Raw genomic sequence first — 15,085 nt, forward strand, 5'->3', positions numbered from 1 at the left:
GCCTTTTCAGCCAGCCTTCAGGATCGGCATGCGGCGGCCATAGGTCAGACAGCGCCAAACCCACTCCAGCGGCCCCATGCGGAACCGCGACAGCCACAGCGGCGACCAGATCAGCTGCAAGGCCCACACGCCGACGACCACGCCCCACAGCGCCGGCCGATCCACCTGCCCCATCAACCCCAGGCCGCGCCCGCCGTAGAACAGGCTGCTCATGATCAGGGACTGGGTCAGATAGTTGGTCAGGGCCATTCGTCCCGTCGCCGCCAGGGGCGACAGGAAACGCGCCGCCCCGCCTTTCCACAGCAGGATCAGCGCCGAGGCGTAACCCAGTCCGACCAACGGGTTCAACAGGCCCTCCACGCCCGCCGCCCACAACGGCTGGCCCCCCGTCCCGTCGCCGCCCCAGGTCAGCAGGGCCACGACCGCCAGGGCCGCAGCGCCCACGGCCAGGGCGACGCCATAGGCGCGACGCCCCCGCCCGCCCGACAGGAAACCGGTCTTGAACAGCCCCAGGCCGATCATCATCAGCCCGACGGTGGGAATGACGAAGGCCATCAGGCTGGGCCCCTGCAGGGCGATCCAGCCGTTCAGGTTCTGGCGATAGGCCCCGGCCAGCGACCCGGCGGCGTCCGCCGTCTGGGCGCGGACCTCGGCGATCCTTTCGACAGAGGATTGAAGCCGGGCCATCACCTCGGCCTGCGTCTCGGGCGGAGCGAATTGCAGGCTCAGCGACCCCAGCAGCTGAAGCGTCCAGAACAGGCCGAACAGGATCACCCCGACGGTGAAGAGGGTGCGGGGCCGCCACGACCGGGCGAACATGACGAACAGGCCGGACCAGGCGTAGAGCAACAGCACGTCGCCCCACCACAGCGCCAGCCCGTGGCACAGGGCGAAGATCGCCAGCCAGAACAATCGGCGACGCAGCAGCCTGCCGCGGGCCTCATCGCCGCGTTCGCCCCCGACCAGGAACAGCGACACGCCGAACAGCATGGAGAACAGGGCGATGAACTTCTGATGGAAGAAGGCGTCGACGATCCACTGCGACACGGCCGCCGCGCCGCTGTCGGGGAAGGGCCACAGTCCGGGGACGCCATAGGCCGACATGGGGGCCGCGAAACCGGCGGCGTTGACCGCCAGTATGCCCAGGACGGACAGGCCGCGGATCAGGTCCAGCGGCGCAATCCTTGCGCGGGGCTCCGTCGGTGCGGTCAACGGCGTCGCCTGGGTCTCGTGAACCGTCGTCGCCATCCTTGGATCCCCCGATCCTGAAGCGGGCCGTCAGCCTTTGGGCATCAGGCCCAGTCTGTCCTTCACGGCCGGCTTGGCCTCGAAGGCGATGAAGGCCGCGCACAGCCCGGCCCAAAGCGCATAGCTGACCCCCACGACCATGGCGATCGGCAGGCCGCCGACCCCGAAGATCAGCAGGGTCGTCTCGGTCGCGCCCAGCGCCTGCATGACGTCGCCGGCCTCGAACCAGCCCATGAAGGTCATGGCCAGGGCCACCAGGATCTGCACCACGGCCGCGCCCAGGCCGCCGTACATCATGAAGCGCCAGACCACGCCCAACCGGGTGCCGGGCCGTCCGTCGCGCTGTCTTTCGGACAGGATGCGCCACAGGGCCAGCGGGGCGCCCACCAGGCCGATCAGCAGAACCACCAGCCGCCAGTCCATGTCGCGTCCTGGCGCGATGACGTTCGGCGGCCAGAAGGGCAGCGTCAGCAGCAGCGGCGGCCAGGCCGCCCCCGCCAGCGACGCCAGCACGGGATAGAGCGGCGCAGGCCGGGCGGCGATCGTCGCCTGACCCGGCAGGTCGGAATAGCTCTCGAACCGGCTCATCGCGTCGGCGCCGGCGTGTCGCCGGAATAGTCGTAGAAGCCGCGCCCGCTCTTCCTGCCCAGCCAGCCCGCCTCGACATATTTCACCAGCAGCGGGCAGGGGCGGTATTTGCTGTCGGCCAGGCCGTCGTACAGCACGTTCATGATGGCGAGGACCACGTCCAGACCCATGAAGTCCGCCAGCTCCAGCGGCCCCATCGGATGGTTGGCGCCCAGGCGCAGCGCCTTGTCGATGGAGGCGACGTTGCCGACGCCTTCGTACAGGGCGAAGATCGCCTCGTTCATCATCGGCACCAGGATGCGGTTGACGATGAAGGCGGGGAAATCCTCGGCGTCCGTGGTGGTCTTGCCCAGGCTCTCGGCGAAGGCGACGGCGGCGGAATGGGTTTCGGCCGAGGTGGCGATGCCGCGGATGATCTCCACCAGCTTCATCACCGGCGCCGGCTTCATGAAGTGCAGGCCGATGAACCGGTCCGGCCGGTCGGTCGAGGACGCCAGGCGGGTGATGGAGATGGACGAGGTGTTGGACGCCAGCAGGGTGTTCGGCCCCAGGTGCGGCACGACCTGCGCATAGATGGCCTTCTTGACGGCCTCGTCTTCCAGCGCGGCCTCGATGACCAGATCGGCGCCGTCAACGGCGTCGGCGATCACGTCGCTCACGGCGATGCGGGCCAGCGCCGCGTCGGCGGCGGCCTGATCGACCAGGCCGCGCGCGACATGGCGCGACAGGCTGGCTGCGATCTCGCCCTGCGCCAGGGGCAGCCGGGCGCCGACGACGTCATACAGCCGGACCGAATAGCCCCCCAAGGCCACCGCATGGGCGATGCCTGCGCCCATTTGTCCGGCGCCCAGGATGGCGACTGTGGTGATCGTGCTCATGAACCGTGGTCGAAAGTGGTCGGGGCGCGCACCTTAGGAAGGTCCCGGCGCGGCGCAAGGCCCGATCGGCCCCCGACCCTCAGATTCCCGTCCGCCGTGGCGCCTCAGCCCAGCAACTGGACCAGGGCCGGCCCCGCCGTGCGGTTGAACAGCACGCTGATGAACTGCAGCAGCAGGATGACCACGATGGGCGAGATGTCGATGCCGCCCAGGTTCGGAATGATGCGCCGGAACGGCTCCAGCAACGGCCGCGTCACCTGATCCAGGAAGCTGCCCACCGAAGCGACGAAACGGTTGCGGTAGTTGACGACGTCGAACGCCACCAGCCAGCTCAATATGGCCTGGGCGATGATGAACCAGATCATCAGACTGATGATGGCGTTGATCAGCCAGACGATGGCGTAACCCATGAACCTTACTCTCCTGTTGGATCAGGGCTTCTAGCGTGTTCCCACCCCGTCCGACAACGGTCGTATCCGACCTGCGCCGATTGCGCGCACAAGCCCGTTGACACCACGCCCGCCCGCCTTCTATGTCCGCCTCGCCTGTGAACCCGATCCCACGCTGGAAACGGGGCCGTAGCTCAGTTGGTAGAGCGCGTCGTTCGCAATGACGAGGTCAGGGGTTCGACTCCCCTCGGCTCCACCAAGCTCGGTGGTTCCAGGCTTAGAGGCTCGTAGGTCAGCTCTGCTACGCACAGCTGCTACACGAGGTCCAATGTCGCTTCTCACGAACGTCTTCCGACGGGGTGTTACCTACTACTTCCGCACGCGAGTTCCGGAGCGCTTCAGGTCGGTTCTGAAACGTCGAGAGCTCTGGAGGTCGCTGCGCACGACGGAGCGGTCCACAGCCCGTCGCAGGGCAACCCTAGCCGCCCTCTTGACCCAAGGGCTCTGGCGCGATCTTGACCGCGAGATGTCCAGTTCGCGTAGCCTACCTGACCCCGCCCGGATCAAGTTCCTGATCGACCGATGGCTGAAGGCCGAGCTGGACGAGGACGAATACATCCGGAGCATGCCCAACTCGATGATCCATGCTGGGGTCATCTTGAAGCGGCTTCCGGACGGCTTCGCTGACACGGTTGTCCGATACCTCGACGACCACGAGTCCGCCGAGTTCGAGGTGCTATCGGCGGAGGATCGGGCCGAACGGCTCGGCGATGACGGCTACTACTTGTCGAAAATCGATGATCAGGCTCTCCGCAAGGCCGCGCATCGCAAGATGTTCAAGGGGGCGGATCGCCGCCATCGCAACGAAGACGGCTCCGTCGCCGAGTCATATGTCGCTGACCTGTTTCGGCGAGAGGGCCTGGAGGCAGACCCATTCAGCGCGGTCTTCGAGCAGACAGCGGGGCAGATGATCCGGGCGCAGCGTGAAATTCATGATGCGATTTTGTCGAGAGACGCTTCCGAGTGGCGTCCGCGATTGGACGACGATCCAGCAGGCGCTCTGCTCGACCGCATCAGAGAGAGCCTGGCTGCACAGCCTGCAGAACCGGCGCAAAAAATGCTGAAAGGTCGGGCTGCGACACGGCTGAGTGAGGCTGCGCTGGAGGCGATCCCAGAAATCGCGCGGATCGAGAAGTTCAAGCCAAAACGGGTCAAGGATTACGAAAATGCGGTGGAGACATTCATCGCTTGGCGTGAGCGAGATCCGCTGATTGGCGAGGTCACCCAAGAGGACGCCGGGAACTTCAACGTGGCTTTAGGCCGGTATCCGACAAACTGGAAGAAGCGCAGGGAGTATCGCGACCTCCCGACATTTGAAGACCGGCGTGCCAAGTCGGTTGAGCTAGAAGACACCGCAGTCCTTGGTGCCGAGACGATCAACACGAAGTATCTGGCACCGCTCCGAGCGATCTACGAATGGCAGCGAACGGCTGGCAGCGGCCTAGTCGATCCGTTTAACGGCATCGCGACACGCAAGCCGCGAAAGATGGACCCCAAGGACGAACGTCGCGATTTCACAATCCCTGAGCTTCAGCGCCTGTTCGCTCTGCCGATGTTTACCGGAAGCAAGGGTCCAAAGTTCGAGCCGCTCTACAAGCCTGGACCAGTGCGCATTTCCGATCACCGGTTCTGGATCCCCTTAATCTGCATCTTCTCGGGTTTGCGTCTGAACGAAGCCTGCGGCCTCGCCATCGCCGACATCAAAAACGAGGGCGGCATCCTTTATATGCACGTCCGGGACGAGATGGATGGCCAAAGCGTCAAGGCCGCTGCGTCGCGTCGCAAGGTGCCGCTGCATTACGAACTGATCACGCTGGGCCTTCCTGCGTTCGTAGCGCGAATGAAGGAACGCGGTGCTGATCGTCTCTTCCCGGAGCTACGCTTAAGCGCTTCTGGATACTACAGCGACGCTCCGTCAAAGTTCTTCTCCAAGGTGATCGATCGGATCGTCGATCCGGAACCGGATGACCCTGGAAAGCTCGTCTTCCATTCGACCCGCCATACGGCGACGTCTCGCCTTCGCGCAGCCGATGTGCGCAAAGACGTGTCCGAAGAGATCATTGGGCATGAGTCGAAAGACACCCATTCCGGATACGGGAAAGTGGACATCGCGACGCTAAAGGTTGCCGTGGACAAGATCAGCTACCCCGGTCTCGACCTATCGCGTCTGCGGTTTCCTGAACTCTGACGCTTGCCGTTGCCGAGCTCTCAGAGGGGGAGCCCTGCAGTAGGTGCAGGCGCAGCTGGACCTAGCTCGCGTGTGAACCTGCTAGCAGCCAACACCGCTGTTCGACCCCGGTTTGTGACCGGAACGATACCGCTTTGGCGAGCGGTCCCAAGGTCCATTGTCTGCGGGCTGGTTATGGCTAGGTAACCAGGACGGCCGGTCCCAGGGTCAGCTTTCACCCGCGTAATACCGACATAAAACAAGCGACGATCTTCTTCGAGTTTCGCGGTGATCTCAGCTGGCGTCGCGCCTGGCTGCGCCGCTCCCGGAAGTAAGCCTTCGATACATCCGACAATGAAAACGTATGGCGAACTCAGCCCCTTGCTCTTGTGAAGGCTCATAACCCGAACCTCCGCGACCTCCATAGGCACCTCGGGTTCGTTGATTGCCGTAGAAAGCAGGTTGAAAAAGTCCTGAAGGTCGAGTGCGATTGCTGCCTGCTGGGTCGCGACCTCATGAAGGAGAGGGACTAGTGCAGGGTTGGGGATCCACGCGGCTATGAACCCTGCGAGGTTTGCGCCAACGAGCTGAAGGGCAGCCACGTCCGCCATGACCGTTCGATACTGTGCAACTAAGCCAGTGGTATGCGGGATCCTCAGCAGTCCTTGCGACATTTGTGACAGTGCGTCGTTCGCAGAAATGCCCACCTGCTCACAGTGGTTGAGGACGCGGACATACTCATTTGTCCGCCACCGTGTATGGCCCTCTCCCAAGAGCCATCTAAGTGCTACCCGATCTTGGGGGTTCAGCGCCAACTTCAGCAGGGCGAAGCACCGCTGTGCTGCTTGGCTGTCGAGCGGGGCTTCAGCGTAATACGACTTTACGGGGATATGGGCGGCTCTCAATCGATCAAAAACGGGCGTGGCGAAGGTGGACCGCTGAGCCAGAACGATAATATCACCTGGTGCCACTCCGGCACCGACAAGTTGAATGATCTTGGCGGCGACTGCATCGGCCTCTGCGTCTTGGTCTAGATATTGTCGGATCGCGATCGTGCCTGGCCCGTTCGCCGCGAATGACGTCATTGTCCTAGGTTGGCGTTGCGCGTTGTGGGCGATCAAGCTGTTCGCCATGCTAACGACGGTGGTTGGGCATCGGCGGCAGTCGGCGATTGCGTGATCCTGGCCGTTGTTGACAACACTCCAGTTTCTAACGCCGTCAGGGTGAGCGTGCTTGAAGCTGTAAATCGACTGGTCGTCGTCGCCTACCACGCAGACATCTGCCTGACCGGCCAACAGGTTAAGCACTTCCTGCTCGGCGCGATTGAGATCCTGATACTCGTCAATCAAGATGTGCCCGAACTCGGTCCTCTCTTGGCATCCTGGATTGTTCCAGAGGTAGCCATACGTCGTGGGAATGATCTCGCCGATCAGCATTGCCTCGTGGAGGCGAAGCCATCTGACCAACGCTTGTTCGAAGGCGAGATCTTGTGGCGTCTGCACGTGTCCTGGCTGCTGATGCTGCAGTCTCGCCCATGCCGCCTCATAGGCTCTCATGTGCCGACGTCGATCATGCTTCGTGCCGAAGGCAGACCCCAGATCCTCAAGGAGAGGTTGAAGTTCGAACTCGTTCAGTGGACGAGGAGTCCGCCCTAGCGTCGGAAGCACGTGGTTGCGCATCAAGATGGACATGCAGAGCGAGTGAACGGTCCGTCCACGAAGAGCATCAGCGCCTGGGATCGCCATCCCAGACAACTCGCGGTGAAGATCGTCCGCTGCTACTCGGGTGAATGTCACAGCCAGGATTGCTTGGGGAGAAACGCCTGTTTCGAGTAAGCGAGCGATCCGCCTCTTCATCGCAAACGACTTGCCTGCGCCCGGCCCGGCAAGCACCCGGACTCTCGCATGCGCAGACGAAGCGATCCCATGTGCAGGCGATCCTACCTGCAATCCATCATCCCACGGCATATCTTCGTTCCCCCAGTTCACGATCGCTTACGACGAACGCCCTGGTTGCACAATGCCGTGACGCGTTTCAGAAGGTATACCCCGACGAGACGTCTCATGATTGGGCGGGAAATGTCCCAATAGGATTGGCGGGAGACTTCTGAGACGGTATTGTGGTATGGTCTAGAACCATATGAGACGAACCGACGATGACTGGCAAAATCTGCGGCTACGCGCGGGTGAGTTCCGCAGGTCAGGATCTGAAGATCCAAGAGGACCTTCTGCTCGACGCGAAGTGCGAGAGGCTGTTTGTGGAAAAGGCATCTGGCACGTCTCAGGATGGGCGAGTGGCTCTCGCTGCCGCGCTCGATTACGTCCGCGATGGTGACACACTTATCGTGACCCGCCTGGATCGTCTGGCCCGCTCTATGTCCGATCTCAGGAACATTATCGACCGACTGACTGAGAAAGGCGTGGCCTTCAAAGCGTTGCAACAAGGAGCGATCGACACGACGAGTTCGAGCGGCAGGCTGATGTTGAACATGCTGGCCGCGTTCGCTGAGTTCGAAACTGATCTTCGCCGGGAGCGGCAGCGTGAGGGCATCGAAAAGGCGAAGCTGGCCGGAGTGTATCGCGGTCGGCCCAAGTCTGTGGATGACGGGGAGATCCGGCGATTGTTGGACGACGGGGTCGGGCCAACTGAGGTAGCGAAGCGTTTGAAGGTAGGGCGTGCGACCGTCTACCGCGTGAAAGGCTCTGCGACCCTGTTGGATGCCCCGGAGAGCCTCGTGGAGCGGGCTTGAGGGGCGGGGCGGAGCAAGAGTCGCCTTCAACAAAATGAGTCTCTGTGAGGCGAAAATCGGCCTGCAGGCTCACGCCGCTGTCGGCAAGAGCTGGGACATTTTGCTTGACTTTTGCGGCGCTCTCATGTATTCGTGCGTGCGCCCGCACGCCCATGCGCCCGCGTTTTTAAGAACCTTATATATAGGGTTCTCTTTGGGTGTATTTAAACTAGAATAATCAATAAACGCAGATCGATTTGGCGATCGTCAATCAGGAAGCGCCTGCGGCGAGGACGCAGTTCCTCCCTCACGACTTCGCTGCGCCTTCGGCTTGCTCCGGTCGTGTGGTCGTCACAGCGTCCTTTTTTTGAGTTCCGGGGATAGACAGCAAGACGCTGTAAAGGTATCCGGTGTTCGTGGATGGCTTGATCGCCGTCCTGCCGGAAACAATGCGTTGCGACGCCTCCGGAACCCCTCAGCTGGACATGAGCCTCAGGTTCACGTCCGGTGTCCTTCGGGACAAGATCAACACCAGTCTCAGAAAAACATAATGTCAGGTGTTTCCCGGGCGGGAGCTTCACTCCCTGCCGCCATCACCAGCCCCACTGCGTGGGCTGCCTTCAAGCACGTCTTCGAGGCCAGTTTCTGGTCCCTTCAGTTTCCGCCGGACGGAAGCGACCATCTCGACTTCCGTCATGGTGAGGCGTTCAGCGAGATGCTTCACGGTGTGAACGCTCGCGGCTACGCAGAGCAAGCGCGAGCGATCATTGGAATGCGGCTCATAGAGCTTGCGTCCAGGATCTCCCCCTACGTTATTCGGCAGCGTCGGAAACAAGGCGATGCCGAAGCGCTGGAGCAGATCCGCCGACAGATTAAAAACCAAATCAGGGATGAGTTGACGGCGCACTTCGACATCGAGGTGTGGCAGCAAGCCGTGACGACGGACATGGGCGAGATACTCAACTCGGTGCCGCATGCCGTCGAGTATTTGGGCTTGGACCAGAACGTCAGCCCCAGGACATTGGACAAGGCGATCAAATACGTCTTCCAACGGTGCGATCCTCGCATTGAGGAAATCGCCGGTTCCATGGAGGTCCGGGGAAACTACAAGCTCGACGACATTCGCGGTAGCGATGAAGACCATGACAGGGCCGTCGCCTGGAAGCTCGTGGTCAAGTTCATGGACGCGACAATCCGGAACACCGATGCCTCATGGCTGAAGAGGCAGGACAGCGCCTCAATCGTTGAGCTCCTCCATTCGAGGGTCCGCGATATTTCAACGACCGAAGGGGCATGGGGCCTGGTCCACGCCACCCTGCAGGGTAGACGGGCGTCCCTTGGTCTCGACCTCCCACAGGCCCTGCAGAGGCGGATTTTGGAACTGATGGAAATGCAAGAGCAGCGCCTTTCACTAGCTCCGGGCCTGGAGCCGCAAAAACTGGCCGCATGACGATGGTCTCGGGGAAGGCTGGACTTCGATGTCTCGGCCTCCGTCCTTCTCGCGAGATCCGCTTCCTCTTTCAAATCTAACCCTCAACCGGACCAATCCGGACAAGCCTAAACCTCTCTCAGAGAGTGCGACCATGATCACCCCCACACCGAGCATCACCATGCCGGACAATATCACCGCCCCCATTGCCTACGAGGCTGCAGACTTCATCACCCAGCTGACAGACTGGCGGATCATCCAGACCAGCACCGATCCGCTGACATTCGACATCGAATGGGCTGACGTCTTCGCAGGAGCCTTCGAGTTCGACGGCAGCTGGCAGACGCGTGACTACGCTAACGCCCACATCGCTCAATGGGTCACTGACCTTATCCGGAATGATCTCAACAAGACGAGCATCAGGAAAATGAGTCTCCAGGTGCCCCAGGAAGGCCAAGTTGAACCCTTCCTGGCAGGACTAAAGGAAAGGGTCTGTATCGCGCTCAGCGACGCTCTCCGGGCGCATTACGACGTGTCCCTGAAGCAGTGGGAGCGCGACGCACGGACATGCGCTGGATTGATCGAAAGTCCCGTCGAACAAGAACGCTTCCGAGCCTACGTCGGTCTCGATCAGGTCGTGTCTGAAGACGCTGCGCGGAAGGCGATCAAGTATGTCTTCCACCGCATGCACTGGCATCTGGATCGCGATGGCAGGTTCGTCTCTCTTGAACCGGACTGGCGGTTTTCCCGCGCGCTTCCCCGCCGAGATGCCGCCGATGAAGCGGCCAGAGCACGAGCCCTTGTATGTCGCTGCGTCGAGGTGCTGGCGAACGAAGATCTTGATCTCAGGCTCTATCATCACGACGAGTCGCTCATGACCCGTGACACCCTCCGGGACGATCTGGAGAAGCGCTTCGCCAAGGACGGCGTATGGGGGTTGATCAACCTCGTCCTAGTTCGAGATCGGTTGGTGTTCCCGATTTCATCACCGCGCCTCGACGAACCGACTGCGTCCGCGATTATCGTCCGTCAAAAGGAGCGCCTGTTCATGCCGCACAGGATGCGGTGGAACGAGAAGTCGTAGAAATGGGGCGCCTATAGGGACCCCGGTGCCTTCAGTGCCGACCGGTTGGGAAGCGATCCCTTATACCTTGTCGGCACTGACCATTTCACGGCCACCATAGTGCACCTCATAAAGGACATGGCCCCGACGATTAGGCGGTAAAGCCCCACGGAATAGCTCGGCAAATGAGCTGATCGTCCGCAAGGGCGTGAGGTATAAGGACAACGGCGTGGTCCCAGGTTTGGCCTGTTCGAAGGGTTCGTCTTCTGTGCAGTCCGCGCCCCGAAACAGCTTAGCCTTATACCTGCTATGCCGACATGCATCCTTGCGGAATGGGGTGGGCTCACAGGTGTCCGACTTCGGGCCAGCGCTCCCTCAACCTTTCGACCGTTGTCCGCCATTTGGGCGTCGTGGGCTTGCATACGCTATTCTGGTTGCCGAACATCCCCACCTCATTCACGGCTTCGTTCAAAGGCACGGAGTGGATCCAGCGGATCGGAACAAACCAGTCGCTGCGTTCCGGGTCATCGACGAAGGCCCTGTGATAATCGCCCTCGGCGAGCATCTCGACAGCAGCTCGTTCTCCGTCCGGGGTATGAACCGAGAACTCCGCCAGCGGCTGTGCCCGTCCCGTAACCTCGCCAACACCAACGAAGCCGTGGCCGGGTGACTTCACCCAAACCCTGTCGCCGACATTCAGAAGGTTCAGCGTGTTGCTATACCAAGACCCGCCTCCCGCGCTGATGAAACCGTAGCGACGCGCCTCCTCCCACGACCGGCGTCTATCGCCGACACCGTAAGAAGCATAGAACTCGCCGATCCACGGCTCGCTCTCGCGCTTGCCGCGCGTCTTCGGGGCGGCGGCAGCGCTGACCTGGGTCTGCACCGGGTCGAGCAACCAGGCGCGGCTCAGCAACTGCTGGTCGCCATGATCGAAGACCTGGAAGCACAGCACGTTGATCGCGATGTCGCGCTTGTTCAGGTAGGCGACGATGCGCTCGCTGCTGTCGTCGAGCGAGGCGGCTACGATTACGATCTGATGGCTGTCGTTCAGCGTTTCCTCGTCAAGCGGCTGCCCGAACATCCCCAGAAAGTCCTCTGCGAGATCGCAACCGGGCGAAAAGCGACGATAGATGGCATTGATGTCCTGAGCGTCCAGCCCTTCAACCCAGACGGCGTAATCGATGGCCTGGGCGACAACCTCGCGTGGGGTGCGGTCCCGTTTCAGTTCGATCAGCACCAAGGCTCCGTCTGGAGCGATGGCGAGCAGGTCGATGAAGCCCCCGGAGTGGGTGCGCTCCTGGCGACCTATCAGCATCCACTCGTCAGACAGCATGCGCGGCGCAGAGACGATCATGTCTTCTAGCGCGCGCTCGCTGGGTAGCTTGCCTTCCACAAGCTGTAGCGGGCTGCTTCCAACCGTCCAGATCGCGTTTCGGATTGGCATCAGGCAGCCCGCGCCGCGAAAGCCGGTGTCAACGCATCATGGAGGAGGGCGTCGAGAAGGCGGGCGCGAGTGGTCTCGGCGGTTGTCAGCTTTCGCTCCAGCCGGCCGCAGAGCGACATGAGGGCATCGACCTTCGCGACAATGCGATGTTGCTCAGCAAGCGGTGGTAGGGCGATAGCGATCCGGTCCATTCGATTTTTAGGGAGCCCGCCTCGGCCAGCACCTGTCTGCTCGTCGAATATGAACGCCTGCAGATATGGCGACATGACGAGACGGTGAAGAAATTCATTCATGCCTTTAACTGCCGGGCGGATGATCGCTACGTGCTGGCTCACGTTCGCTTCACCGAGGGGGTCCTGCACGACGCCGCAGCGTCCCATTGAGCCCCCTGTGATGTTCAAGAGCAAGTCTCCGGGCAGAACGCGCGTGCCCTTCATACGCTCGTGAGTTAGCGCATCGATGAAGACTACATCGTCTAGACGAAGACCCTCGTTGTAGACGTTCTGAGAACGCAGGAATGGAATGCCAGATTCCTTGTAGACATCCTTGCCCCCTCGGGGTGTGCTGCCCGAACCCGTTTTTGAACAGATCTCGCCGACCCGAGTCCATGCCCAGCCCCTCGGCAGCGTGAACGGGGCTTCACCTTCATCGACAGGGTGGATCAATTGCTTGACGCCGAGGTTCCGCTTCTCGGTTTCAACCTCCTTCAGCAACGCTGATGCAGGTTCATCGGTCGGGTCCTGTGGGACCAATTTGCCGCGCACCGCGAGGCCAAGGATGGTCTCTCGCATGTGTTTAATCTGGTCGGGACGGGCGGTGAGAGCGGCCAGCGCGTCGATGGCGAAGCGTGCGTCTGCCTGAGAAGTTTGCGGATTGGGCCTATTGAGGCGAGTGAGGCTTGCCAAAGTTGCGCGGTCACGCGCTCGCTCACGCCGCTCCCGCGCCGCCTCCAGTCGGTCGCATAGAGCCATCAATTCGTCGACCTTAGTCACGATGCGGTGCTGCTCGGCGAGCGGGGGGAGGGGTATGAGGAGTGCTTCCAGCTTACCCTTTGTGATGTGCTGAAGCCCAACACCGCCGTGCGCCTTTGCGATCATTTCATCGAGTCGTCCATTGATCGCCAGACGCAGGAAAGCCGACACGACCGCCTTCGTTCTGAAGTCACATCGAAAAATGTGCTGATTCAGAACTGCTGGTCCGCGATCCCAGATGAAAGCTCCGAAAGAGGTTCCGGGCGTCCCCGACCAACTGATGAGGAAAGAACCAGTGTCGATGAGCGACCGCTCGCGAACCATCTCGGGATTGCAGAAGTTGAACGGTGCGTCTGGATTGTTGAGGTTCTGGATTCGAACAATTCGAAGCCCCTCCGTCGCCCAATCCGTGGGTTTGAAGGCCATGCCGTTCAGGAGATTTAGCTGATCGCCGATTTCGGTCCACTTCCAGGTAGTCGGCAGATCGAATGGTGCAGCGGGATCGTTGTGCTCTCTAAAACCCATCGCAGCTCCCTCGGAGGCGTATTGCGTCACGAGTTTACCGCGCACTGCCAGATCAAGAACGAAGCGACGCAGACGTTTAACCGCGTTGGGCGTGTCTGCGATCTTCTCGTAGTGCTCCAACAAACGTTCAGCGTTCATCTGGCGAGCGCCTCAGCAAGAATGGCTTTGAACTGATCGCGCAAGGTCGCCGTCTCAGCGTCGGTCCGGGCGAGTTCTTCCATGAGCGCTTGCGGGTCGCCGAGGTCGTCGGCTACGGCATGCGGGTTCTTGACGTCGAGATTGTAACCGCGCGCCTTGATCTCCTCGGCGGTAATCTTCCAAGCTAGCGGCGTCTCCTCACGACCCTGTCGTTCGGCACCTCCCCACCAGTCGATACAGCCTTTCAGATGCTCCAGCCGGATCGGCCTAGTCATTGAGTAGGCTTTCTGGCCCGGAGGGACCTGATGCTCGAAGAACCAGATGTCGCTAGTCGGCTCCCCCTTCTCGAAGAACAGCAGATTAGTGCCGATGGAGGCGTAGGGACGGAAGACGCTGTTGGGCAAGCGAACGATTGTATGGAGGTTGCACTCCTCCATCAGCGCCTCCTTCAGCCGGGTCTTCACGCCCTCGCCGAACAAGCTGCCATCCGGCAGAACGACCGCCGCCCGTCCGCCTGGCTTCAACAGGCGGATTATCAGCGCAAGGAATAGGTCTGCGGTTTCGCGGGTCTGGAAGTGCCTGGGAAAATTGCTTTCGATCCCATCCTCTTCCTTGCCGCCGAAGGGCGGGTTAGTCAGGACTATGTCGACGCGGTCCGACTGTCCGTAGCTGATGTAGGGCCGCGCAAGGGTGTTGTCGTGGCGCACGAAGCTGGGGTCCTCGACCCCGTGTAGCAGCATATTGGTCGTCGCAAGCATATGCGGCAGCGGCTTCTTCTCGACGGCCCGCAGCGCTCCCTGCATTTCCTGCTCATCCTCAGGGCGTTTCACATAGCGGTCTCGCATGTGGCGTATCGAGCAGGTCAGGAAGCCGCCGGTTCCGCAAGCGGGGTCGAACAGGATCTCGCCGGGCTTAGGATCGATGCGATCGACCATGAAGGCGGTCACAGCGCGTGGCGTGTAATACTCCCCGGAGTTACCGGCGTTCTGGAGGTCGTTCAGCAACTGCTCATATACGTCACCGAAATGCTGGCGTTCGGCCAGATCGTTAAAATCGACCTCGTTGATCTTGTTAACCACCTGCCGCAGCAGTTGCCCGGATTTCATATAGTTGTAGGCGTCCTCGAAGACGTTTCGGACCACCCGGGCGCGGTCACCGGGCTGGCCGGTAAGCGGCAGTGTCTTCAGTTTCGGGAACAGGGTGTCGTTGACGAAATCGATCAGCGCCTCACCCGTCAGCCCCTCAGGATCAGCGGCCCAGGCCGACCAGCGAAGATGATCCGGGATCGGCGAGCTGTAGTCGTCGCGGAGCAGTTCCAGCTCCTGATCTTGATCGTCGATGATCTTGAGGAAGAACATCCAGCACAGCTGACCCACGCGCTGAGCGTCACCATCGACGCCGACATCCTTGCGCATGATGTCCTGAATGGATTTGACGAGGTTGCGAAGAGACAT

At 61.2% G+C, this 15,085-nt stretch carries 12 protein-coding genes and 1 tRNA gene; 5 read left to right on the top strand and 8 right to left on the bottom strand.

The window, feature by feature from the left end; all coding sequences use genetic code 11:
• Positions 1-6: 6 nt before the first annotated feature.
• The 4 genes from ACODSC_RS10195 to ACODSC_RS10210 form a co-directional block, all read right to left on the bottom strand.
• Positions 7-1,248: a DUF418 domain-containing protein gene (locus tag ACODSC_RS10195; RefSeq protein ID WP_488813784.1), complete on the bottom strand. Its 1,242-nt coding sequence runs from the start codon at positions 1,246-1,248 to the stop codon at positions 7-9.
• A 30-nt stretch (positions 1,249-1,278) separates the two neighbouring features.
• Positions 1,279-1,836 (bottom strand): phthalate transporter, encoded by a 558-nt coding sequence (locus ACODSC_RS10200; protein ID WP_488813785.1) that lies wholly within the window; start codon positions 1,834-1,836, stop codon positions 1,279-1,281.
• The gene (locus tag ACODSC_RS10205) at positions 1,833-2,714 is read right to left on the bottom strand and encodes a 3-hydroxybutyryl-CoA dehydrogenase (RefSeq protein WP_488813786.1); all 882 of its coding nucleotides are present in this window, start codon (positions 2,712-2,714) and stop codon (positions 1,833-1,835) included. The genes ACODSC_RS10200 and ACODSC_RS10205 overlap by 4 nt, the downstream gene beginning before the upstream one ends.
• Before the next feature lie 104 nt (positions 2,715-2,818).
• Positions 2,819-3,124 carry a YggT family protein gene (locus ACODSC_RS10210; protein WP_488813788.1) on the bottom strand — a complete coding sequence of 102 codons (306 nt, stop codon included), beginning with the start codon at positions 3,122-3,124 and terminating at the stop codon, positions 2,819-2,821.
• Positions 3,125-3,286: 162 nt separating this feature from the next.
• On the opposite strand from ACODSC_RS10210, the gene ACODSC_RS10215 reads away from it, so the two are divergent.
• A tRNA-Ala gene (locus ACODSC_RS10215) sits at positions 3,287-3,362 on the top strand.
• A gap of 69 nt (positions 3,363-3,431) precedes the next feature.
• A complete protein-coding gene (locus ACODSC_RS10220) occupies positions 3,432-5,351 on the top strand; it encodes a DUF6538 domain-containing protein (protein ID WP_488813789.1) in 1,920 nt (639 codons plus the stop codon).
• Positions 5,352-5,371: 20 nt separating this feature from the next.
• Here ACODSC_RS10220 and ACODSC_RS10225 read toward each other — a convergent pair whose 3' ends face one another.
• Entirely contained in the window at positions 5,372-7,297 is a 1,926-nt protein-coding gene (locus ACODSC_RS10225; RefSeq protein ID WP_488814061.1) for an ATP-dependent helicase, read from the bottom strand.
• Positions 7,298-7,485: 188 nt separating this feature from the next.
• On the opposite strand from ACODSC_RS10225, the gene ACODSC_RS10230 reads away from it, so the two are divergent.
• The 3 genes from ACODSC_RS10230 to ACODSC_RS10240 all read left to right on the top strand — a co-directional run bounded on the left by ACODSC_RS10230 (position 7,486) and on the right by ACODSC_RS10240 (position 10,571).
• Positions 7,486-8,079 carry a recombinase family protein gene (locus tag ACODSC_RS10230; protein WP_488813791.1) on the top strand — a complete coding sequence of 198 codons (594 nt, stop codon included), beginning with the start codon at positions 7,486-7,488 and terminating at the stop codon, positions 8,077-8,079.
• Positions 8,080-8,608: 529 nt separating this feature from the next.
• Complete coding sequence (locus ACODSC_RS10235; RefSeq protein WP_488813792.1) at positions 8,609-9,508, top strand: hypothetical protein; 900 nt, start codon at positions 8,609-8,611, stop codon at positions 9,506-9,508.
• Positions 9,509-9,641: 133 nt separating this feature from the next.
• Positions 9,642-10,571 (top strand): hypothetical protein, encoded by a 930-nt coding sequence (locus tag ACODSC_RS10240; RefSeq protein WP_488813793.1) that lies wholly within the window; start codon positions 9,642-9,644, stop codon positions 10,569-10,571.
• Between the two features lie 322 nt (positions 10,572-10,893).
• Here the strand turns inward: ACODSC_RS10240 and ACODSC_RS10245 are convergent, their stop codons facing one another.
• From ACODSC_RS10245 to ACODSC_RS10255, 3 genes are read right to left on the bottom strand one after another with little or no spacing between them, the layout of a single operon-like run.
• Positions 10,894-11,997 (bottom strand): endonuclease NucS domain-containing protein, encoded by a 1,104-nt coding sequence (locus ACODSC_RS10245; RefSeq protein ID WP_488813794.1) that lies wholly within the window; start codon positions 11,995-11,997, stop codon positions 10,894-10,896.
• Positions 11,997-13,631 (bottom strand): restriction endonuclease subunit S, encoded by a 1,635-nt coding sequence (locus ACODSC_RS10250; RefSeq protein ID WP_488813795.1) that lies wholly within the window; start codon positions 13,629-13,631, stop codon positions 11,997-11,999. The genes ACODSC_RS10245 and ACODSC_RS10250 overlap by 1 nt, the downstream gene beginning before the upstream one ends.
• The gene (locus tag ACODSC_RS10255) at positions 13,628-15,085 is read right to left on the bottom strand and encodes a type I restriction-modification system subunit M (protein WP_488813796.1); all 1,458 of its coding nucleotides are present in this window, start codon (positions 15,083-15,085) and stop codon (positions 13,628-13,630) included. The genes ACODSC_RS10250 and ACODSC_RS10255 overlap by 4 nt, the downstream gene beginning before the upstream one ends.

Source organism: Brevundimonas sp. FG128, assembly GCF_057809775.1.